Below are 20318 nucleotides of genomic sequence, written 5' to 3' on the forward strand. Positions count from 1 at the left end.
GTCATGACTTTGGCAACAAAACTCTATCGTTTCACACTTTTCGGCATCCTCTTTTTCTGCGGGGTCAAGGCCCAGCAGATCGGGCTCATGGAGTACCTCTCCGACCCCTTTGAGATGGAATATGTCATGGAGCTGGTTCGCCAGCACCTGGTGCTTGTGGGCAGCAGCATGCTCATGGCCACCATCATCGGGCTGGGCGCAGGTATCCTGCTCACGCGGGACCGCATGAAAAAGCACACCCCTGCGGTGATGTACGTCCTGAGCCTGGGCCAGACTATCCCTTCGCTGGCCGTCATCGCCATCTCCCTGAGCTTTCTGGGCATCGGCACCAAGCCGGCGATTTTCGCCCTCACCATCTACTCCATCCTGCCCATTGCCAGAAACACCCTGGCCGGAATCCAGGCCGTGCCCTCGGGCATCACCGACGCGGCCCGGGGCATCGGGCTCACACCCTTTCAGATTCTTATGCAGGTGGAACTCCCCAACGCCGCCACGGTGATCCTCACGGGCTTTCGAATCGCTCTGGTCATCAACGTGGGAAGCGCCCCCCTGGGCTTTCTGGTGGGAGCGGGGGGCCTGGGAGACCTTATCTTCACCGGCATCGACATGATGATGCCCGTCAAACTTTTGGCCGGAGCCATCCCAACCACCCTGCTGGCCCTTGTGGGCGATTACGCCTGCGAGATGCTGGGCCTCCTGGTGGTCCCCAAGGGGCTCAGGCTTCAAAACAGTTAAACACCCAACACAGGAGACACCCATGCAGACAGCCAAACGCGCATTTTTAAGGCTTGCCCTTGCCGCCTGCCTCGCCCTGGCCTTCACCACCCAGGCCATGGCCGCAAAGGAGATCGTCCTCGGCGGAAAAAACTACACCGAGCAGTACCTGCTCACAGAGCTTGCCAAGCAGATCCTTGAGAGCAAAGGATTCCAGGTCACCGTCAAAAACGGGGTGGGCTCCTCCATTGCCCGCCAGTCCCTGGAAAACGGCCTCACCGATCTCTACTTCGAGTACACAGGCACCGCCTACACCGTCTACCACAAGGGCACCGACCCCGAGGTGATCAACAACTCCCAGAAGTCCTATGACTACTGCAAGACAAAGGACGCGGAAAAAGGGTTGATCTGGCTTAAGAAAACGTCCTTCAACAACACCTACACCCTCATGATGCGGGCCGACGAGGCTGAAGCGGCCAACATCAAGACCATCTCCGACTTAGGGGCCCGCTACAAAAAAGATTCCAAGGCCTACACCCTGGCCGTGGGCACCGAGTTCTGGGAGCGCCCGGACGGCATCAAAAAAATGATGAAGGTTTACGGTTTCAGGATCTCCGGCTCCCGAATCAAGAAAATGGACGTGGGCATCACCTACCTCGCCCTTAAAAACAAGCAGGTGGACGTGGCCATGGGTTACTCCACGGACGGCCGCATCGCCGCCTTCAACCTCGTCAACCTGGACGACGACATGCACTTCTTCCCCGTCTACAACCCGGCCCCGGTGGTTCGCAAGGACGTACTCGCCAAGTACCCCGAAATCGAAACCCTCCTGGCCCCCCTGACGGATAAGCTCACCGCCGACCAGATGCAGACCCTGAACGCGAAAGTCGACGTGGACCACCAGAGCGTCACCGAAACCGCCTCAGCCTGGCTCAAAGCCAACAACCTGCTGTAGGCAAAAGGGCTTCGGCCCTCAGACCTGTTGAACGCAAAAAAGCCCGGTGCGGCATAACCGCCACCGGGCTTTTTTTGTATCCTCAATTCTATCTGTTATTCCGGGGGCTCAGCCCCCTATTTTTTCCGATTGTCCCTTACCTCAAAGGACTTCTTCTTGTCCCGCCTCAGATCAAAAAGCCCGATGGCCTCCATCAGGTCACTCAACCGTGCATAGCCATAGTTCCTGGGGTCAAAGGAGGCATGGTTGCTGATATGGGAACCGACCTTGGAAAGGTTTGCCCACCCGTCACCGTTTTCCGAGCCGGAAATGGCATCACGAAGAAGGTTCATCAGCTTGGCATCTCCCCGCAGCTCTTTGGCATCGACCCGGGTTGTTTTCACCGCCACCTCATCATCCACATAGAGAAAGGTGGAGCACGCGTTGATAAACACGGGTGGTGTTTTCCGCTCCCCGAACCCGATCACCGATTTTCCCTCGGAGATGATCCGCGTGGCAAGGGGCGTAAAGTCGCAATCAGAGGTCACAATGCAGAAAGTGTCCACCTGCTTGGTATAGAGAATGTCCATGGCATCAATGGCAATGGCGATATCCGTGGCGTTTTTTCCCTTGGTGAGGTCGTACTGCTGGAAAGGCTGGATGGCATGATCCTGGAGCACCGCCTCCCACCCTTTGAGGTTCCCCGTGGTCCAGTTGCCGTAGGCTCGCCGGATGTTCACCTTCCCGTGCCGCGCAAGTTCCGAAAAAATCTTCTGGATGGACTTGGCCGGTGAATTGTCCGCGTCAATGAGCAGGGCAATGTTCTTGGTATCTGTCACAATGGGCCTCCAATGAGTGGGTTCACAAATCTGCTCAACACCGAAGATCGCCTTATGGATCAGACATCGCCACCTTCGGCATAATAATAACCGAAGGCAGTCTACCACAACAAAGGGGGTGGCGGTGCGTAAAACATCGGAGGACAGGGCCGCAGCTTACCTCACAAGTAAACATCAGAGTATTTACATATATCTTTTACTCATATAAAAAGATATTAAGAAGCAGAAGAAGCAACAACGCTATACATACAGCCACCACACCAACGCAAGGAGACCCATGATGTCGAAAAACTCATTTGTCCCCGGGTTTGACTTCCGGTTGGCCACCCTTGGATTTCTTGTGGCCCTGTTCAGCGCGGGGATCGGCATCGGCGGAGGGACGCTTCTGGTCTCCATACTGACGTCATTTTTCGGGTTTGACTTCAAAAAGGCAGCGGGCATCTCCCTGGCGACCATCATCCCCATCAGCTTTGTCGGGGCCGTAAACCACCTGATCCTGCTCCCCGGGCCACCCGCCCTTCGGCTTTACCTTCTCTTTATCCCGGCATGCGTCTGTGGAACGATGCTGGGCGGAAACATGGTGCGAAAGCATCACACAGGGTGGCTGAAACTTGCCTTTGCACTCTTCCTGCTCGTGGTCAGCCTGCGGATGCTGAAGATCTGCGATTTTCCCTTCCTGGTCTACACCGGCCTGCATGCCCTTTTGCTGTCACACGAATCCCTTCTCGTCATCCCCGTGGGGATCCTCATCGGCATGATCGCTGTACTGTTGGGGATCGGATGCGGCTTGCTCATTGTGCCCTTTTTCGTGATCGTATTACAGCTCGACATGCACCAGGCCATCCCCCTCTCGTTAACCACCATGTTTTTTCTCTCTACGTCTGCCACCCTCATCCACAACAAACTGAACCTCTACGACAAATCCCCTTTTAAAAGCCTGATGGCTCCGGCCCTGGCCGGTGCGGTGGCAGGCGCCATCATCTCAAGCCACCTGCCGGCGTTTATCCTCAAGCAGCTCTTCGGTGGGTTTCTCCTTCTGATCTCCTGCAACTTTATCCTTCAGGAACTGAAAAGCTACTTGCAACGGAGCCGGCCCATCAAAACCGAATGACCATCCGAAGCCATAGAGACAGTTTTAACTGTGGCAAGACGAGAAGCGTGCCCCATCTTTTTTCACACGGGATGGGGTGAGCCTGTAAGTGGGTTCAACGACGCCCCGCCAGCAAGAAAAAGCCGCACAGGAGTGCGGCGCTCCTCATGGGAAAAGCGACAGAGCCCGACGTCAACCCTACAGCAACCTTTCATCCCGCAACCGCTTGACCACCTCCATGGTCGAAAAGGTGCGATCCATGGTGTAGAGATGGATACCCGGGACACCTTCTTTGAGGAGGCCCCGGCACTGGTCGGTGGCAAAATCGATGCCCATGGCAAGGACGGCCTCTTTGTCGTCGGGATCCACGCTTGTGAGGCGGGCTTCGAGGTCGGGGGTGATGGTGGTGCCGCAGACCTTGGCGAGGATCCGGGCCATCTTGACGCTGTAGACGGGCATGATCCCGGGGATGATGGGAACGTTGATTCCTGCGGTGCGGCACCGCTCCACGTAATCGAGAAAAAAAGAGTTCTCGTAAAAGTTCTGTGCCACAACGTACTCGGCACCGTTGTCCACCTTGGCCTTGAGATGTTCGATGTCCTTTTCAAGGCTTTCGGCCTCCTGGTGGCCTTCGGGGTACCCGGCGCAGCCCAGGGTAAAGTCGTAGCGCTTTTTGATAAAGGCGATGAGGTCCGAGGCATAAGGAAAACTGTCCGGATGCGGGGTAAACCCCTCCTGTTGGGGCTTGTCGCCCCGGATAACAAAGATGGTTTCGATGCCCATATCCCGGTAGCGATCCAGCACCTCAGTAACCTCCGACGGTGCCATGCCGTACCCGGCGAGGTAGGCCACGGTGGGGATGGATTTGTCCAGCATGGTCCGGACGGTCTGGTACGACCCGTCCCGGTTGGAGCCGCCCGCTCCGAAGGTGACGGACATGTAATCAGGGGCCATGGAGAAGAGATCGTCCACCACGGCGCCGAAGCCTTCTTCGGCTTTTTCGGTTCGCGGCGGAAAGAACTCCATGGACAGGACGGGGGACTGGGTGTCGTAGAGGTGGGAGACGCGCATGGGATAGGCTCCTGGTGCAGGTGGATAATGGAAAAGTACGGCGGCCTTGCCGGAGAGCCACCCCTTTGAAACGTTGGACAAACAAGAAAAGGTGCCCGCCGGCCTGCTGTCGGGAAATGTCTTTTTCTGTGATACGAAATTTACTGACGATCTTCAAGGAAGAATAAGAAAAGGTGTCCCGTGGAAGGTGATGGGAATGGGCTTGCAGGTGATATGGTAATACGTGAGGGAAAGTGGAATCACGTCGGTCGGCCCGGGAAAGCCGCACCGAAGTGCGGCGCTCCATATTTGGCTGCCATGGGCCAAAGACGCTGACGGCCAATGTGCCCGGCCCTTGGGACCCGGCACATTGGCAAAATCGGGTATCAGACGGAAAACTGTGCTGCGGTGTCCCTGAGCTGGGCGGCCATGGTGTTCAGGCCGTCGGCGCTTTGTCGGATCCGATCGCTGCCGTGGGACATCTCCCCGGCCTCGGTGTTGACCGCAGCGATATCCCGGGCGATCTCTTCGGCCACGGCCGAGCTTCGGCTGACGTTGTCGTTCACCTCCCGGATGCCTTCATTGGTCTGATGGACATTGGCGGCGATTTCAGCGGTGGAGGCAGACTGCTGCTCCACGGCGGCGGCGATGGTGGCGACGATCTCGTTCACCCCGTCGATGACCGAGGAGATCTCCTCGATCTCGGTGCTGGAGGCGGAGGCCGTGCCCTGCATCTCTTCAATGCGGGAGCGGATGTCCAGGGTGGCTTCGGCGGTCTGGTGGGCCAGGGCTTTGATTTCGCTTGCCACCACGGCAAACCCTTTGCCCGCTTCACTGGCACGGGCCGCCTCGATGGTGGCGTTGAGGGCCAACAGGTTGGTCTGCTCGGAGATGTCGGTGATGGTCTCGGTCACCTTTCCGATGGCCTCTGCCGCACTCCCCAGCTCCACCATGCGGGTGGCTGCGCGCCTTGATTTCTCAACGGCTTCGCCGGAGATGCCGCGGGCTGACTCCGTGTGATCCGCGATCTCACGGATGGTGGAGGTCATCTCCTCGGTGGCACTGCCCACCTGGTTCGCGTTGGTGGCGGCCTGCTCCATGGCCGCAGCCACGGAGACCATGTTTGCGCTCATCGTCTGGGCCGAGGCGGCTACGGTATTGGATGTTTCAAAGGTTTGCCCCGCCCCTGCGGACATCTGCTCGGACACATCTGAGAGTTCCGTGGAAGAGGCAAGAAGGGTATCGGTGCTCTGCTTCATCTCCGTGATCATGGCGGAAAAGGCCCCGACCATGGCGTTGAGAACGCCCCCCAGGCGGGAGATCTCATCGCCCCCTTCTGCACGAAAGACCACGGCCAGGTTGCCGGTGGCCAGGATGTTCACCTTCTTTGCCATCTCCTTCAACGGGCTGGCGATGTTGTTGACCACAAACAGGCTGAAGGCCATGGTCAGGAGAAAAAAGGTCGCGGCAATGGCCACCAGGGAGATGACGGCCTTCTGAATGACAGTGCGGCTGAGCATGTCGGAAAATTTGGTCTCATAGGCCTCGATGTTGTCCAGGTAGACCCCGGTGCCGATCCAGTAGTCCGTGCCTGCAATCATCTCGGAGTATCCCAGCTTCAAGGTATCCCCTGCCCCGGGCTTGTTCCACATGAACTCCACGAACCCGCCGCCCCGCCTGGCGTTGTTGTAGAGTTCGCCCACGGAACGCACACCGTTTTTGTCCACCAGGTGTCCCAGGTCCTTGCCTTCGAGCTGATGCTTGATGGGGTGCACGGCATTGCGGGTTCCCTTGTAGATAAAGTAGTACCCGGACTTGTCCTCTTCAAAGCGTACGGGATAGATCATCCGACGCATGGCATCGACTTTCTCCTCTTCGCCCTCAATGCCTTCAAGGGCCCTGGAGAGGGCCACAGACACGCTGTGCACCGAAGCCTTGAGCTTATCCTGCTGGGCCTTGTACAAAACCTCTTTGGCTCCTTCAATACCCACATCCCGGGTGACGCCGATATAGTGGACTGCGGTTGCAGACAACGAGAGAAAAGAGACAGATACCATGATGAGAACAATAATCATCTGGGTCTTGATCTTGAAACATCGAAGCATGAATGGGGGGTCCTTCCGCTGATTGACGTACCAGAACGCGCACGTTGTGGAAGAGCCCGACAGCCCCACACCGACGCGAACACATGGATACAACGTCACATTTGAGTCAAATGATTCACAGCACACCGGACCTGACTGTCTGACGGCATGCTCTCCTTGCCAAGCCTGATTGTTGAAAAATGAACGATCCTTATCTCATGAACCACTCAATTTTTCAACGTTTTGATCCCATGGTTTCTCAGGTGGAAACCGCGCATGGCAACCCGGCAGGGTTTGTTCCCCTTGGCGTTACCCTGTCCAGGGGCGCGGGCCTGGCGATAAAATATCCCTGGGCGTGGGTGCATCCTGCCCGAGTCACGGCGTCAAGCTGCGCAGGCTCTTCAATGCCCTCGGCCACCACCGAGACCCCCAGCTTCTGGGAAATGGAAGCAATGGCCGAGATAATGGACAGCCCGTCCTGGTCAATGCGAGAGATAAAGGATCGATCGATCTTCAGGGTGTCGATTTGGTAGCGGTGCAGGTAGGCAAGGGACGAATAGCCCGTTCCGAAGTCATCGATGGCGATGCGGACACCTGCCTCCCGGAGCCGGTTGAGGTTGGCCTCGGCCATGGGGCGGCTTTCCATGAAATCGGTTTCCGTGATCTCCACCACAAGATGTGAAGGCGACACCCCGTAACGGGCAAACACCCCCGTAATAAACGGGCAGAGTTCCGGGTCGCCGAGCTGGCTTGCCGTCAGGTTGATGTTGAGGATGCGCTCAGGGAACTCCCGGTTCCAGGCGGAAAGGGTCCGGGCCGCGGCTTCCACCACCCAGCACCTCAGGGCGGTGGAGAGGCCGGTCTCTTCCAGCACGGAAAGAAACGCTCCTGGAGCCAGCACCCCTTTTGTGGGATGGTTCCAGCGGATCAGGGCCTCAAAACGATCCGTGGGGCCCTGCGGCAGGGTCAGGATGGGCTGAAAGTAGAACTCGAACTCATCCCGGTCAAAGGCATCCCTTAACTCCTGCTCCATCTCCAGGCGATGCACCGCCTTTTCATGAAGGCTGCTGTCAAAAAAGGTAAAGCGCCCACGGCCCGACCCCTTGGCTTCATACATGGCAAGGTCGGCATTCCGGATCACCGTGTCCGGATCCGTGTACCCGGAGAGATCGAACACCACGCCGATGCTCGCACCGATATGGAGCACCTGGCCGTCGATCTCAAAGGGTGAGGCAGCCGCATCCAGAAGGCGACGGGCAATACCCTCCACCTCGGAGGCGTCCCGGGTCTCCCGAAGCAGCACGGCAAACTCGTCACCGCCGATGCGCGCCACGGTATCCCTGTCCCGCAGGCACTGGGTGAAGCGCCGTGAGACAACCTGGAGCAGGGCGTCCCCCACGGGGTGGCCCAGGGAGTCGTTCACCGATTTGAACCGATCCAGGTCCAGGAGCATCACGGAGCAATTCTCCCCATCACCATGGGGAGTCAGGAGCTCTTTGAGGCCTTCCACAAAGGCGAGCCGGTTGTCGATGCCTGTGAGGGCATCGTGGTAGGCCTGGTGGGTCAACCGCTTTTCCGCAAGCTTGCGATCGGTAATATCCTCATAGATCAGAAAAATCCCCCCGGACTGGTTCTCCACATCCACCCGGCAGCCTACGATGGAGACGGAAAGGGGGGTGCCGTCCACCCGCATCCTTACCCCCTCGCCGCTGAACCGGCCCCGGGTCGTGATGGTCTCCAGAAGCGTTTGGTAGGCTTCGGCTTCCGTCACCGGCACCGTGTTCATGGGCTCAACCTGCCCTTCAAGGTCGTGGGCTCCGTATCCGAAGAGATCGCAGAAGGCCTGATTGGCCCGGACAATGCCATGGTTCTCATCCAGCAAAAGAATGCCCTGGGGAGAGTGATCGAACAGGCCGGTTAAAAAACGCCCGTGGCGAAGGGAGTTTGCCCGGCTGCTTTCAAGGCTCGCGGCCAGGGCATCGCGGCCCCTTTTCACCTCCACCTGGGTGCGCACCCTGGACTGAACGATCAACGGGGTCACCGGCTTGTGCAGGTAATCGGCGCAGCCAAGGCGAAACCCTTTGGTCTCGTCCGAAGGATCGCTGCAGGCCGTCACCATGATAACGGGAATGTGGCGGGTCGCCTCATCGGCCTTGAGCCGCAAGAGCACTTCGTAGCCGTCCATGCCGGGCATCATCACATCCAGGAGGATCAGGTCGGGCCCATGCCCTGCGCGGGCAATGCCGAGCCCCTCTTCCCCGGAGGTGGCCGCCTGGAGGGTGTACTCCTCCATGAGAATCGTCCCGAGGACGTCGATGTTGGACGGGATGTCGTCGATGATAAGAAGGGTCGGTTTCTCCATGTCACTCTCCTGTGGAGGCCTCGGAACACGTGGCGGGCCCTGCAGCGACCATCTGGGTCAGCAGGCCCCGGGCATCTTTGAAGTTGTATTTTCGAAGGCAGGCCACCAGCTGTTCCGCCTGGGGCCGGAACCCCTCATGGCTTAAGGGCTCCAAAAGAGCCTCGGCCTTGGCCCGGGCCATGATATTGCGGGTGGCAATGAGCGATTCAAGCTCCCGGAGGCCCTCTCCAAAGGGGCTGCCTGACCAAGGAGCGCTTTCCGATTTCACGCCCGCAGGCACAAGACGTTCCGCTTCCTTCTCCAGAGCGGCGATGCACCTGTCCAGGGAGTCCACTTTAGACAGGGCCACACCGGGCTTCCCTTCCTTGACGGCGGCTTCCATGGCAGAAGCCGCTTCGGCCAGCTCATGGCAATACAGGTTGGCGGCAGCGCCTTTGAGGGCATGGAGCCGTGACCGGGCCTCTTCCCAAGAGCCTGCGGCCAGGGCTTCAGCAATGGAGGCAGGGGTCTCCTTAAAGGCTTCCACAAATCCAGTGACCAACTCCCCCGCGCGGCTCCGATCTCCCCTGAGGGCCGTCACCAGTCCTTCAATGTCAGGGACACCGACGGCAGCCGGTGCCTGGGAGGTATCCGTGGGCAACTGTCCGTCCAGAACCCGGAGCAGCTCTCCGGGAGTCACGGGCTTGGTGAGAAATCCCGAGGCACCGGAGGCCATGGCCGCCCTTCGGGTGTCGGGGTCCGCGTCTGCGGTGAGCATCACCACGGGAAGGTCTTCGAGGCCTTCTGAAGCACGGATGGCCTCGGTGAGCTCGCACCCGTCCATGCCGGGCATCTGCATGTCCGCCAGCACCAGGTCAAAGGGGACGCGCCCCAGAAGGTCCAGGGCCTTATGGCCGTCGGCGGCGCACTGCACCTTGAAATGCGCCGCGCCCAGGATCTCTTCTGCCACGTTTCGGTTAAAGGGGTTGTCCTCCACCACCAGCACGCGATGACCGTGTGAGCTCCCTCCAGAGATATCGGAAGGAACCGCCGGTGCAGGAGCTGGGACCAGAGACGACACAATGGCATTGTACAGGGCCGACTGCTTCACCGGTTTTGCCACGTGCCCGGCAATGTCCAGCCCCCGGTGCCAGGACACGTCCCGGTTGTTCAGGGGAGACAACAGGACCACCTCCGGGCGATGCCCCTCGTCCATGGCCTGCAAGTGGCTGATGAGCCGTTCCCCCTGACCGGGAGGCAGGGTCACGTCCGCGAGAAGCAACCCATAGGCTCCTCGGGCCTGGGTGAGGAGCGCCACGGCCTCGGGGACGGACCCTGCCAAATCGTAGGGAAATTCAAAATCATCCAGATACCCGGAAAGGACACGCCGCGCGGAGTCGTTGTCCTCCAGCAGGAGACACCGGGGCTTGGTCCCGGCCCCGTAGAGAAAGCCCTCGGAGGTTTCGTACGGAGCCTTAAGGGGACAGGTTAAGGTAAATTCACTGCCGCGGCCCTGGGTGGACGCAACCGTGAGCGCCCCATCCATCAACGCCGAGAGTTTTCGGCAGATGGCAAGGCCCAGGCCCGTGCCGCCGTGGTGGCGGGTGGTGGAGCCGTCGGCCTGGGTAAAGGCGTCAAAGAGGGTGGGAAGCACCTCATCAGGAATGCCCTCCCCGGTATCGCGCACCCCAAGGGAGAGGGTTCCGGTTTCCAGGGTCTCCCGCTGAAACCTTGCGGTAACCACAACCTCCCCGGCCTCGGTGAACCGGATGGCGTTTGCCGTCAGGTTGGTGATAATCTGGCCCAGGCGCACGGGGTCCCCCACCAGGGTCTGGGGAACGCTGGCGTCGATGTCGCAGACCAGCTCCAAAGATTTCTCCTGGGCCTGCTGGCTCAAGGTGTCCGTCACCCCTTCCATGAGATCTCGAAGGCGGAAAGGAACAGCTTCCAGTTCCAGCTTACCGGCATCCATCTTGGAATAATCGAGGATCTCGTTGACCATGGTCAAAAGCGTTCTGGAGGCCGAAGCGATAATCCGGAGGTTTTCCTTCGCCCTCGGGGAGTCGGGTTGCGTCAGGAGCACGTCCGCCATGCCCATGATGGCGTTAATGGGCGTACGGATCTCGTGGCTTATGTTGGCCAGAAACGCCCCCTTGGCCTGTCCCGAGGCCTCGGCAGCCAGGCGCGCCTGGTTAAGTTCTTCGGTGCGCTTTTGTACCCGACGCTCCAACTCGGCCTCCCTCACCTCGATGATTCGCACCATCCAGTTCAGGTCCCGCATGAGGGCCACGATCTCGTTTTCGTCTTCAGCCTCCGGGGGAAGCCGAAAGCCCGTGTAATCCCCGGTTTTCACCCGCTGGCAGAACCGGCTGATACGCGTCACCTGGCGCTTGACCAGCCAATGGAACCCCGGGAGCCAGGGTGCCACAAGGGGCAGGCCAAAGGCGGTAAGCAAGCCCACGGTAAGGGCGTGCTGAAAGGCAGGCAGAACGTGGATGCTGCTGGTCCGGGCCGCCAGCCACACCGCCGCCAGAGGCAGGGTGGCGTACACATAAAGAATAAACTTGTATTTCAGTGCCAGTTTCATGACCACACTCTATACGTTTGGCCCCCGGCAGGGCTGCCGGAGGCATTTTGAGCTGAATCGTTGCAACAGGTTCAAAAAAAGCGATTGAATGCCGTTTAAAAGGCGCATGTGATTTGACCCGGGGAACGAGGGGCAAAACGCATCCGCTACCTGCTTTCAAGATGGCACACCTTGCCGCCGGAGGCTTTTTTGGCGCTGACTCGTTTCTCCAAGCCTTTGGCTGTTACGCCAGCCTGAACCGGCCCACCACATCCGTCAGTTCCTGGGAAAGGGCTGTCAGGGTCCCTGCGCTGCGGTTCACCAGGCTGCTGCTGCCCGATATCTCCCCGGAGGTTCGGCTCGACTCGGCGATGTCCCGCGAGATGCCTGCAAAGGTGGCGGATGCCCCGGCAATGTTCCGGTCGATCTCCGAAATCCCGGCAGAAACCGACCCCACATGGGCCACAATGGCATCGGTGAGCACCCGCTGCTCTTCCAGGCTCCCTGCGGTGGCCCGAACGATGCCGTCCACCCGGTCCAGGCCGTCGGCAAGGCCATCCACCGTTGCCAGGACCTCTGCCGCCGATCGGCCCACGGCCTCTGTTTTCTGTTGAATCAGCTCGGAAGCCTTGGAAACCTGAGCGGCGAGCTCCTTGACCTCGGAGGCCACCACGGCAAACCCTGCCCCGGCGCTTCCGGCCCGGGCCGCTTCAATGGTGGCGTTCAAGGCCAGAAGGTTGGTCTGGGAGGCGATGTCGTGGATACCCTCGGCAATGCCCCCGATTTCGCCTGTGGCGGCATCAAAGGCGCGGAAGGCTGAGCGGGCTTCGCCCAGGGCCGATACCGTGTCTTCGGTGATGCCCCGGGCGTTTTCCGCACGGGCGGCCAAGGCCTTGATGGACTCCTTTACCCCGGTGGAAGCGCCGGAAATCTCCCCGGCACCCACGGCGGACTCACCGATGGCATTGCCGATGGCGGCCATGGTGCGCTCCAGGCTTTCCGAGGCCGACGCCGTGGCCGCCACCTTGTCGCTGACGGCTGCCGAGTGGGAAGCCATGTCTTCGGAGGTGGCGGCAAGCTCCCCGGACGAGGCGACCAGGGCCTCGGAGGCCTCTGCACACTTCTCGATGAGGCCGTTTAAATGCTCGGCCATGCCGTTCTGGGCCCGAACCAAGTCGCCTATCTCATCGCGTCTGCGTGTCTCCATGCGACCGGCAAGGTCCCCGGAGGCGATCCTGGCGGAAAAATCGCAAAGGTCCTTCAGGGCGCCGGAGAGGCGGCGTGAATAGAAAAAGGTAGCAAGGCAACCCAGGACCAGCACGGCGACGCCCACGCCCACGGAGGTGATTTCAATCTGGCGGAGAACGGCTTTCACCTGCCGGGTCTCTTCAAACAGGGCCAAAAAGAACCTGCCACGGCTTGGACCGAAGCCCACGGGCACCGCACGAAGGATCCCGGAAGTCCCGCCCAGAAAGACGTTTCTGTCGGCATGGGAAATGGAGCCACCCAAAACGCCTTCGGACAGGGTTGAAAACCCCTTGGCATCCGAGGAAGCGCGAAGGCGATACGTTCCGCCCAGGTCTTCATAGAGGGCACAGCGTCCTGGGCCGCCCCGGAGAAGGGCGGTCACAAAGGCATCGTCCAGGCTTCGCCTGACCACCATGGTCCCGAGAAAACTTGTCTTGTTGTAGACTGGGCTTAAAAAGACCATCTCCGGGACCCCACCCCTCAACCCCATACCGCCAGCAACAGTGCCTTTGGCCATCTTCTGCGCCGGGGCCTTTAAGCCTTCGGCCTCCCCCACCACGCAGCTGCCTTTCCGGTCAAACACCGTCACCCCGTCGTAGGAGAGCACCCGCTTCATGAAGCCGACCTTGGTTTTGAGATTGTCGTATTTTTTCGTGAACCTGGCCGCCTTCATCAGACGGACAATCTCGCGGTCCCCAGCCATGCGGCCAAGGTCCGCCTCCATGGAGGTGTAGATCGCCGACACCTTCCCCTCCATGGCCGACACCCTGGCGGTGAGCTCTTTTTCCTGGGCATTCATCAGAATGCGCCCGGAGTTGATGTGAATAGGAATGATGATGGATGCCACAGCCAGAATCAGGATGGCGCTGAAAAAAAGGCTGAGCTTGCTTCCGATATTCATGATCATACTCTCTTTCAAAACACATGGCCCTTTGCCCCACGGCACAAGGCCTGAAATGGTAACGACTCAGCTCAAAGCTGCCTCCGGCGGCCCTGCCGGGGCTAAACGTTTAAAACGTTTAACAAACAGGTCATAAAAAAAAGTTACATGAATGCCGCTTTACATGCAGATGTGATTTGACCCGAGGAACGAGGGGCAAATGACATCTGCCATCTGCTTTCAAGGTGGCACACCTTGCCGCCGAAGGCTGTTTTTTGGGGCTGAATAGTTACGACGGGTTTAACAAACAGGGGTTAAAACCCGGCCTTGAGCCAGTCCATGGCAAAGCCCTTTTCCATGAGCTGCCTGCCGTGGGCACCCGTGGCAAAGGCCAGGAAACGGGTCGTTGCACCGGACGCATTTTTTCGGCTGACCAGGCTGCGCCGAGCAAGGAAGGGGTACTGACCGTTCTTCTCGGACGCCCGACACGGGGCCACACCGTCCACGGCCAGGTGCTTTGAGTTGGCGTCAAAGAACATCCTCGGCACCATGGCGACGGCCATCTCGTTGGCCGCAATCTCATCGAGCTGGTTGTCCGTCACCTCCACGTACATCACCGACTCTTCCAGGCGCGCCGTGTTTTTTGTGATGCCGCTTTCCGCAAGGGCCTTGTCCAGCAGGGTGTCGTAACTTGCCCCGCACCGCTGCTTATACAAAAGGATCTCCATGTCCTTGCCGCCCACCTCTTTCCAGTTGGTGATGTTCCCGGCAAAGATGTCAAGGACCTGTCGGTTTGTCAGGGTATCCACAGGGTTTGCCTTGCTCACGGCCACGGCATAGGCCATGGGATCAAGGGGTGTCTCCACCAGGCCTGCGGCTTTCTCCTCTTCGGTGAGGGGTCTTAAAAGCGTTCCGATGTCGGCGGCGCCCGAGCGAACGGCGGCTACCCCCGCCTCCAGCCCGGCACAGTCCTCGTTCATGGAAAATGCAAAAGGCGTCTCGCTGCGAAAGGGATTGGGAAGCCCTTCCTGGGTCTCATGGGTGACAACCACGCTGTTGAAAATACACCGCCCGGTCACTGCCACGGTGAGATCCTGTCCGGGCCCGGCAAACAGGTTGCCCGGAAACAACACCGATGCCGCGCAAAGGGCACCCGCCCCTGCCGCTGTTCGTTTCAAAAAATCGCGCCGTGAACATGTTGCCCCACATGTGCATGATTTTGTCATGATACCTCTCCCTTCCACATTTTCTTTGCTGTATAAATTTTTCTTGGCTTGCCAAACAAATCTGCCTGGCCGAGATAAATATGGAAGGTAAAATTCTTTGTCAATACCAAAATTAGGCAACAACCCATCAACCGGGAATCGCCAACACATCATCCGCCAACGGATCCATCAAAATAACAAGGCCATAGACATTCAGTTGCGGATGGTGGGGCTACTCTGTTTTTCCACCCCGCCCCGAGGCGTTGCGGGCCTTTCCCCGCCACAACCGACGTGGCGGAGGCCTGGTTATCCCGTTGCCCCAAGGGGTTCAGGCGCCTTGACAAATGGGGTTCGACCGACTAATACCGTATTTTTTAGGAAAGACAAAATTTATTTATACCAACAAAAAAAACAGAAGGATGTTCAGCCCAATGATATCCCACGACACCCTCATGAGAAACCTCCCCGGCATGGTCTACCGGAGGATCAACGACGGCTACTGGAGCATCGACTATGTCAGCGAAGGGGCCCGCAAACTCTTTGGGGAGACCCCCTACCGAATGATCCTGACCCGGCGGGCCAAGCTGGCCAACCTGGTCCATGAGGCATGTGTCGACGAGGTTATCCGGGCATCGGAGCAGGCCATGCATAGGCACAAACCCTACCAGCTCATTTACCGCGTCAATTCGCTGACAGAACGGGACAAGTGGGTCTGGGACCGAGGGGAAGGCATCTACGATGACAAGGGGGTCCTCATCGCAGCCGAAGGGTTCATCACCGATTTTACAGAACACAAGGAGATGGAAGAGGAGCTGCGGGAAGAAATTCGCCGCCTGAAGGACCAGGTGGCGCTGAGAACAGGCTTCCATGCCATGACCGGCGCATCCCCTGCCATGCAGGAGCTCTACACCATGATCGAAAAAGCAGCCGAAACCACGGCACCGGTCATCGTCAATGGAGAGTCCGGCACCGGCAAAGAGCTGGTCTCCCGCACCATCCATGACATCGGCCCCAGAAAGGAAAAAAACTTTGTGCCGGTCAACTGCGGCGCCATTCCGGAAAACCTTATGGAGTCCGAGTTCTTCGGCCACTGCAAGGGGGCTTTTTCCGGGGCCCACTCCGACAGGGAAGGCCTCCTGGACAAGGCCGACGGCGGCACCCTCTTTCTGGATGAAATCGGTGAGATCGGGCTCTCCATGCAGACCAAACTCCTTCGGGCCATCGAGGGCGGCGGATACACCCCGGTGGGGGGGCGGCAGGTGAAGGTCCCGGATATCCGCATCGTCTCTGCCACCAACCGGGATCTTTCCGAGCTGGTGCGCCGAGGAACAATGCGGGAGGATTTCTTCTACAGGATCCATGTGGTCCCCATCAAGGTGCCGCCCCTGCGGGAGCGGCGGGCCGATATCCCCCTTCTGGTGGACCGCTTCATCAAGGCCTGGCCCGGGGAGACAAAGCCCGGGCCGTCTGAAATGTCCGCCATCATGGCCTACGACTGGCCGGGAAACATCCGGGAGCTGGAAAACGTTCTCAGGCGCTATGCCACACTGGGACGCCTGGACCTGCCCACCGCCTGCCGGGCCCCGGCAAGCTGTCCGGGCCTGGAGAGGGGTCCCCTCAAAGCCCGCCTTGCCGCCCTGGAAAAGCAGATGATCGAAAGGGCGTTAAAGGAGAACAACCACAACCGCACCCGCGCTGCTGCCGAGCTGGCCATCGACCGGCGCTCCCTCTACACCAAGATCAAGGCGTACAACATCTCCCCCGGAGAGTAACGGGAAGAAAGCCCCCGCACCGGGGGTTTTCTTCCCGCCCCCCGTCAAGGGGCCCGCCTTCCAAGGCTTTCTGCTGCGATGGCGCGCAAAATCGGGAAGATGGCTTCCCATTGGCAAAGAATCAGGCAAGCCTAAAAATTTACAGTTTAATGAAAATAATTTACAGACCTTATGGCATTTGCACTCAGGTTGGCCCGCAATATGCTCTATCTCCCGGTACGCAATTGAACCCCATGGGCCTTTGCCAGCGCCACGAGCCGTCCCAGAGATCAAGGCCGGCGCATGCAACGCCCTGCAACCGAAGGAGAGCACCATGTCCGAACCAACCGAAATGCGGAACCTCATCATGATCGGAGACAAGCTGGCCCACACCGCAAGGGCCCTGGGAGTCCTGCCCCGGGCCATGGTCACCAGCCAGATCCCCCTCATCGAAGACTTTTTCCCCGGCATCGACCACCTGGAGTGCACCCGCTGCATCATGACCACCAAGCGGCGCATCCTTCACACAGCCGCCAAGCGGGGCGGAATACAAAAAATCCTTTTGGAAAAGGACACCGCCGCCAGCGACTACTGGTGCGGACTCAACCCCTCAGAGATGGAAAACGAGCTCAACTCCGACGGCTACGAGGTATCGGTGGTGGACTTTTCACAGGGAATTCACCACGGCATCCGCGACACAGGCAAGGTCCTTGGCCGGGACAAGCTGGCGGAGCGCTTGATCAGACACTATGACGCTCAGCTTGAGGAGGTCACAGCACTCCTGCCTTTGGGGGACAAAAAACGCGTTGCCGCCTTCGTGGGCTTCATGCACCCCATGACCCACGAGAACTTCCTGATCCCACAGGCGTGCGACAGCTTTCTCAATCAAAAGGTCATGGAGCCCCTGGGGCTAAAGAACGCCCTGGAGGACCTGGGCCCCCTGGATGAGCTCTCCCCGGCTGAGATGATGCAACGGCTCACCCAAACCGCACCGGAGGTCATCGTGATCACCGGAAACGCCCAGGCAGGGCTCATGGCCATCCGGGACGCGGCAGATGCCGACCCCGCCTTCCGGGAGGTCCCCGCCGTAAAAAACCATGCCGTCCATGCCCTGCCCGCCTGTAGCGGCGGGGAACCTGCGGACTACCCGCAGATCCTCGGCGCATGGGCCCACGCCCTTGGCCACAAAGAGCGTGGAACGATTTGACCCGCAGCGACGGGACACAAAGCAATACCAGGAGATGAACGTGAAAAAGCAGATTTTTAAACTACCCATGATGGTGTGCATGGCCCTCATGGCCACCCAGGCCCTGGCCGAAGAGCCGAACATCCCGGCAAAACCCCAGGCCCCCCTGGCTGTTGCCACACGCATGGACAACATGGTGGTCACGGCCACGCGCACGAAAACCAGCGCCTTTGACGTGCCCGCCTCGGCCTCTGTGGTGGACGCGGACACCATTGAGCAGGACCGGCCCGACAACCTGGCCGACATCCTGGAGAGCATTCCCGGCGTGGACATCTCAGGAGATGCAACCCACGCCCAGCAACCGGCCTTGAGGGGCCTGCCCGAAAGCCAGACCATCATCAAGGTGGACGGGGCCCGTGAAAACTACGTGCAAAAAGCAGGGGACGCCCAGTCCACCATTCTCGTGGACCCGGATCTTTTAAAAGAGGTGGAGGTGGTCCGTGGACCGGCATCGGTGATGCACGGAGCCGGAGGCATCGGCGGGGTGATCTCTCTTACCACCAAGGACGCCGCCGATCTCTTGAAGCCCGGCCGGAACGTGGGGGCCATGGTCAAGGGCGGTGTCAGCACCGCCGGAGACGAAACCCATGGAACCGCAGCGGCCTTCGGGCGGTACGGCAACCTCGACATCCTGGCCACCGGCACCCTGCGGGACTTGGGCGATGTGGAAACCAGTACCGAAGAAGAGGGCAAGGAGACCGTCAAACGGGACGGCAAAATCAAAAACGCCATGGTCAAGGCCACCTACACGCCCACAGATGCCCACACCTTCTCCCTCAACGCCACCCGCTTTGATCAGGACATCACCTATAAAAAGGACGATTCCCGTTACCAGGCAGAGCAGGACAAGCTGATCGGCACCTGGCGCCTGACACCGGACAGCCCCCTGGTAGACGCCAAGATCACCGCCCTCTGGTCCAAGCGCGACGAAACCGTGGAGAACAACATCACGGACAAGCTGGAGTTCACCTCCATGGGCATCGATGCCCAGAACATCATGGCATTCAACACCGGAATCAGCGTCTCCCATCGGCTGGTCTTCGGAGCGGACGCTTACCGGGACGAATACACGCCCAAGGCGGGTGATCCCGCCATGGCCTACACCAACCCTCCGGGCCACGGGGAAGACGCCGGGGCCTTCATCCAGGACGAAATCGCCGTGCCCGGCGGGTTCACCCTGATCCCGGCCCTTCGGTACACCTGGTACTCCCGCACCGGAGAAAACTCCGAATCCCCTGACGGTACCGAAGACCGTGTCTCCCCCAAAATGACCGTGGACTGGAAACCCGTGCCCTGGGCCGGGTTCCACACCACCTACGCCGAGTCCTTTCGGGCCCCCCTGGTGAGCGAAATGTTCACGGAACTCGATAGCCCCCACCCCTTCAACCCCATGATCCGCGTCAAGGTCCTGGCCAACCCGGACCTGAAGCCGGAACAGGCAGACACATGGGAATGGGGCGCGCGTTTTGCCTTTGACGGAATGCTCGCCGATGACGACGCCCTGCGCATCAAGGGGGTCTACTTCCAGGAAAAAATCGAAGATCTCATCGACGCCAAAACCCTCCAGATGCCTGCACCTCCGGACTTCGAATTCGTCTCCACCATGGTAAACGTGGAATCCGTCAAGCGGGAAGGCTACGAGCTGGAATTTGCCTACAAGATAAAGAACCTGTCCCTCCTTCTGGGGCACTCCAAAATCAAAGGCCGGGACGAAAAAACCAAAGAAAACGCAGGAGAAACACCCGCCACCACCCTGGTGCGAGCCGACTACCTTTTCAAGGCCCTGAACCTCAAACTGGGCTGGCGCGCCCGCTTCGTGGAGAGTTTTGAAAACGGCGACGACGAATACGAGTCCTACGAGGTCCACAGCCTCTCCTCCACCTTCAGGCCCACGTGGTTCCAAAACCGGGACCTGGCCCTCTACCTCAACGTGGACAACCTCTTTGACGAGTCCTACGACGCCTACCACTTCAAAAACAGCGGCCCAGGCGGCGCACGGAGTATCAAGGCAGGGATGAGCATGATGTTTTAAAAAGAAAAAGCAGCCTCCGGCGACCCTGCCGGGGGCAAAACGGTTAAAAAGTCGACCAAACAGGCTTCAACAGTTCTTCTTGAGTGAAGTTTGAAAAAAACGAGATAAATCGACTGAAACGGAGCGCCGCACTCCGGTGCGGCTTTTTAGTCCGTCGTTACCCGTGCCGCACCGGAGTGCGGCGCTCCAGGCGACAAGGGTACTCGGAGGGTGATGCAGATAGGCCGATAACCCAAAAGATAATCAAGGCTAACGTTTGTTTGAACGGCGGATGTGGTTTGACCCGAGGGATCCGCCTACGCCCATATCTGTGCGTCACCATTCGACAACGGCAATGG

The 20318-nt window shown here is 59.3% G+C and carries 13 protein-coding genes; 6 read left to right on the forward strand and 7 right to left on the reverse strand.

Annotated elements, in window-relative coordinates; translation table 11 throughout:
* Positions 1-3 precede the first annotated feature (3 nt).
* Together ACOYW0_RS02360 and ACOYW0_RS02365 are read left to right on the forward strand one after the other, a co-directional pair.
* Entirely contained in the window at positions 4-735 is a 732-nt protein-coding gene (locus tag ACOYW0_RS02360) for an ABC transporter permease (RefSeq protein ID WP_482416983.1), read from the forward strand.
* A gap of 22 nt (positions 736-757) precedes the next feature.
* Positions 758-1669 carry a glycine betaine ABC transporter substrate-binding protein gene (locus ACOYW0_RS02365; RefSeq protein WP_482416984.1) on the forward strand — a complete coding sequence of 304 codons (912 nt, stop codon included), beginning with the start codon at positions 758-760 and terminating at the stop codon, positions 1667-1669.
* A 116-nt stretch (positions 1670-1785) separates the two neighbouring features.
* Here ACOYW0_RS02365 and ACOYW0_RS02370 read toward each other — a convergent pair whose 3' ends face one another.
* The gene (locus tag ACOYW0_RS02370; protein ID WP_180144139.1) at positions 1786-2487 is read right to left on the reverse strand and encodes an NYN domain-containing protein; all 702 of its coding nucleotides are present in this window, start codon (positions 2485-2487) and stop codon (positions 1786-1788) included.
* 277 nt (positions 2488-2764) lie between these two features.
* On the opposite strand from ACOYW0_RS02370, the gene ACOYW0_RS02375 reads away from it, so the two are divergent.
* Positions 2765-3598 (forward strand): sulfite exporter TauE/SafE family protein, encoded by an 834-nt coding sequence (locus ACOYW0_RS02375; RefSeq protein WP_482416985.1) that lies wholly within the window; start codon positions 2765-2767, stop codon positions 3596-3598.
* A gap of 177 nt (positions 3599-3775) precedes the next feature.
* Here the strand turns inward: ACOYW0_RS02375 and ACOYW0_RS02380 are convergent, their stop codons facing one another.
* From ACOYW0_RS02380 to ACOYW0_RS02405, 6 genes are all read right to left on the reverse strand, one after another.
* A complete protein-coding gene (locus tag ACOYW0_RS02380) occupies positions 3776-4648 on the reverse strand; it encodes a methylenetetrahydrofolate reductase (RefSeq protein ID WP_482416986.1) in 873 nt (290 codons plus the stop codon).
* A gap of 365 nt (positions 4649-5013) precedes the next feature.
* Positions 5014-6732 (reverse strand): methyl-accepting chemotaxis protein, encoded by a 1719-nt coding sequence (locus tag ACOYW0_RS02385; protein WP_482416987.1) that lies wholly within the window; start codon positions 6730-6732, stop codon positions 5014-5016.
* Positions 6733-6970: 238 nt separating this feature from the next.
* Complete coding sequence (locus ACOYW0_RS02390; protein WP_482416988.1) at positions 6971-9073, reverse strand: EAL domain-containing response regulator; 2103 nt, start codon at positions 9071-9073, stop codon at positions 6971-6973.
* Between the two features lies 1 nt (position 9074).
* Positions 9075-11639 carry a response regulator gene (locus ACOYW0_RS02395; RefSeq protein ID WP_482416989.1) on the reverse strand — a complete coding sequence of 855 codons (2565 nt, stop codon included), beginning with the start codon at positions 11637-11639 and terminating at the stop codon, positions 9075-9077.
* A gap of 223 nt (positions 11640-11862) precedes the next feature.
* Positions 11863-13767: a methyl-accepting chemotaxis protein gene (locus ACOYW0_RS02400; protein ID WP_482416990.1), complete on the reverse strand. Its 1905-nt coding sequence runs from the start codon at positions 13765-13767 to the stop codon at positions 11863-11865.
* Between the two features lie 293 nt (positions 13768-14060).
* The gene (locus tag ACOYW0_RS02405; RefSeq protein WP_482416991.1) at positions 14061-15125 is read right to left on the reverse strand and encodes a substrate-binding domain-containing protein; all 1065 of its coding nucleotides are present in this window, start codon (positions 15123-15125) and stop codon (positions 14061-14063) included.
* Between the two features lie 257 nt (positions 15126-15382).
* Here ACOYW0_RS02405 and ACOYW0_RS02410 point away from each other — a divergent pair, with 257 nt between their 5' ends.
* The 3 genes from ACOYW0_RS02410 to ACOYW0_RS02420 all read left to right on the forward strand — a co-directional run bounded on the left by ACOYW0_RS02410 (position 15383) and on the right by ACOYW0_RS02420 (position 19980).
* Positions 15383-16723 carry a sigma-54 interaction domain-containing protein gene (locus ACOYW0_RS02410; protein ID WP_482416992.1) on the forward strand — a complete coding sequence of 447 codons (1341 nt, stop codon included), beginning with the start codon at positions 15383-15385 and terminating at the stop codon, positions 16721-16723.
* 313 nt (positions 16724-17036) lie between these two features.
* Entirely contained in the window at positions 17037-17909 is an 873-nt protein-coding gene (locus tag ACOYW0_RS02415; RefSeq protein ID WP_482416993.1) for an ABC transporter substrate-binding protein, read from the forward strand.
* 40 nt (positions 17910-17949) lie between these two features.
* Entirely contained in the window at positions 17950-19980 is a 2031-nt protein-coding gene (locus ACOYW0_RS02420) for a TonB-dependent receptor domain-containing protein (RefSeq protein ID WP_482416994.1), read from the forward strand.
* Positions 19981-20318: the final 338 nt, after the last annotated feature.

The sequence above is a fragment of the Desulfoluna sp. HI9BLuna genome, from assembly GCF_056829775.1.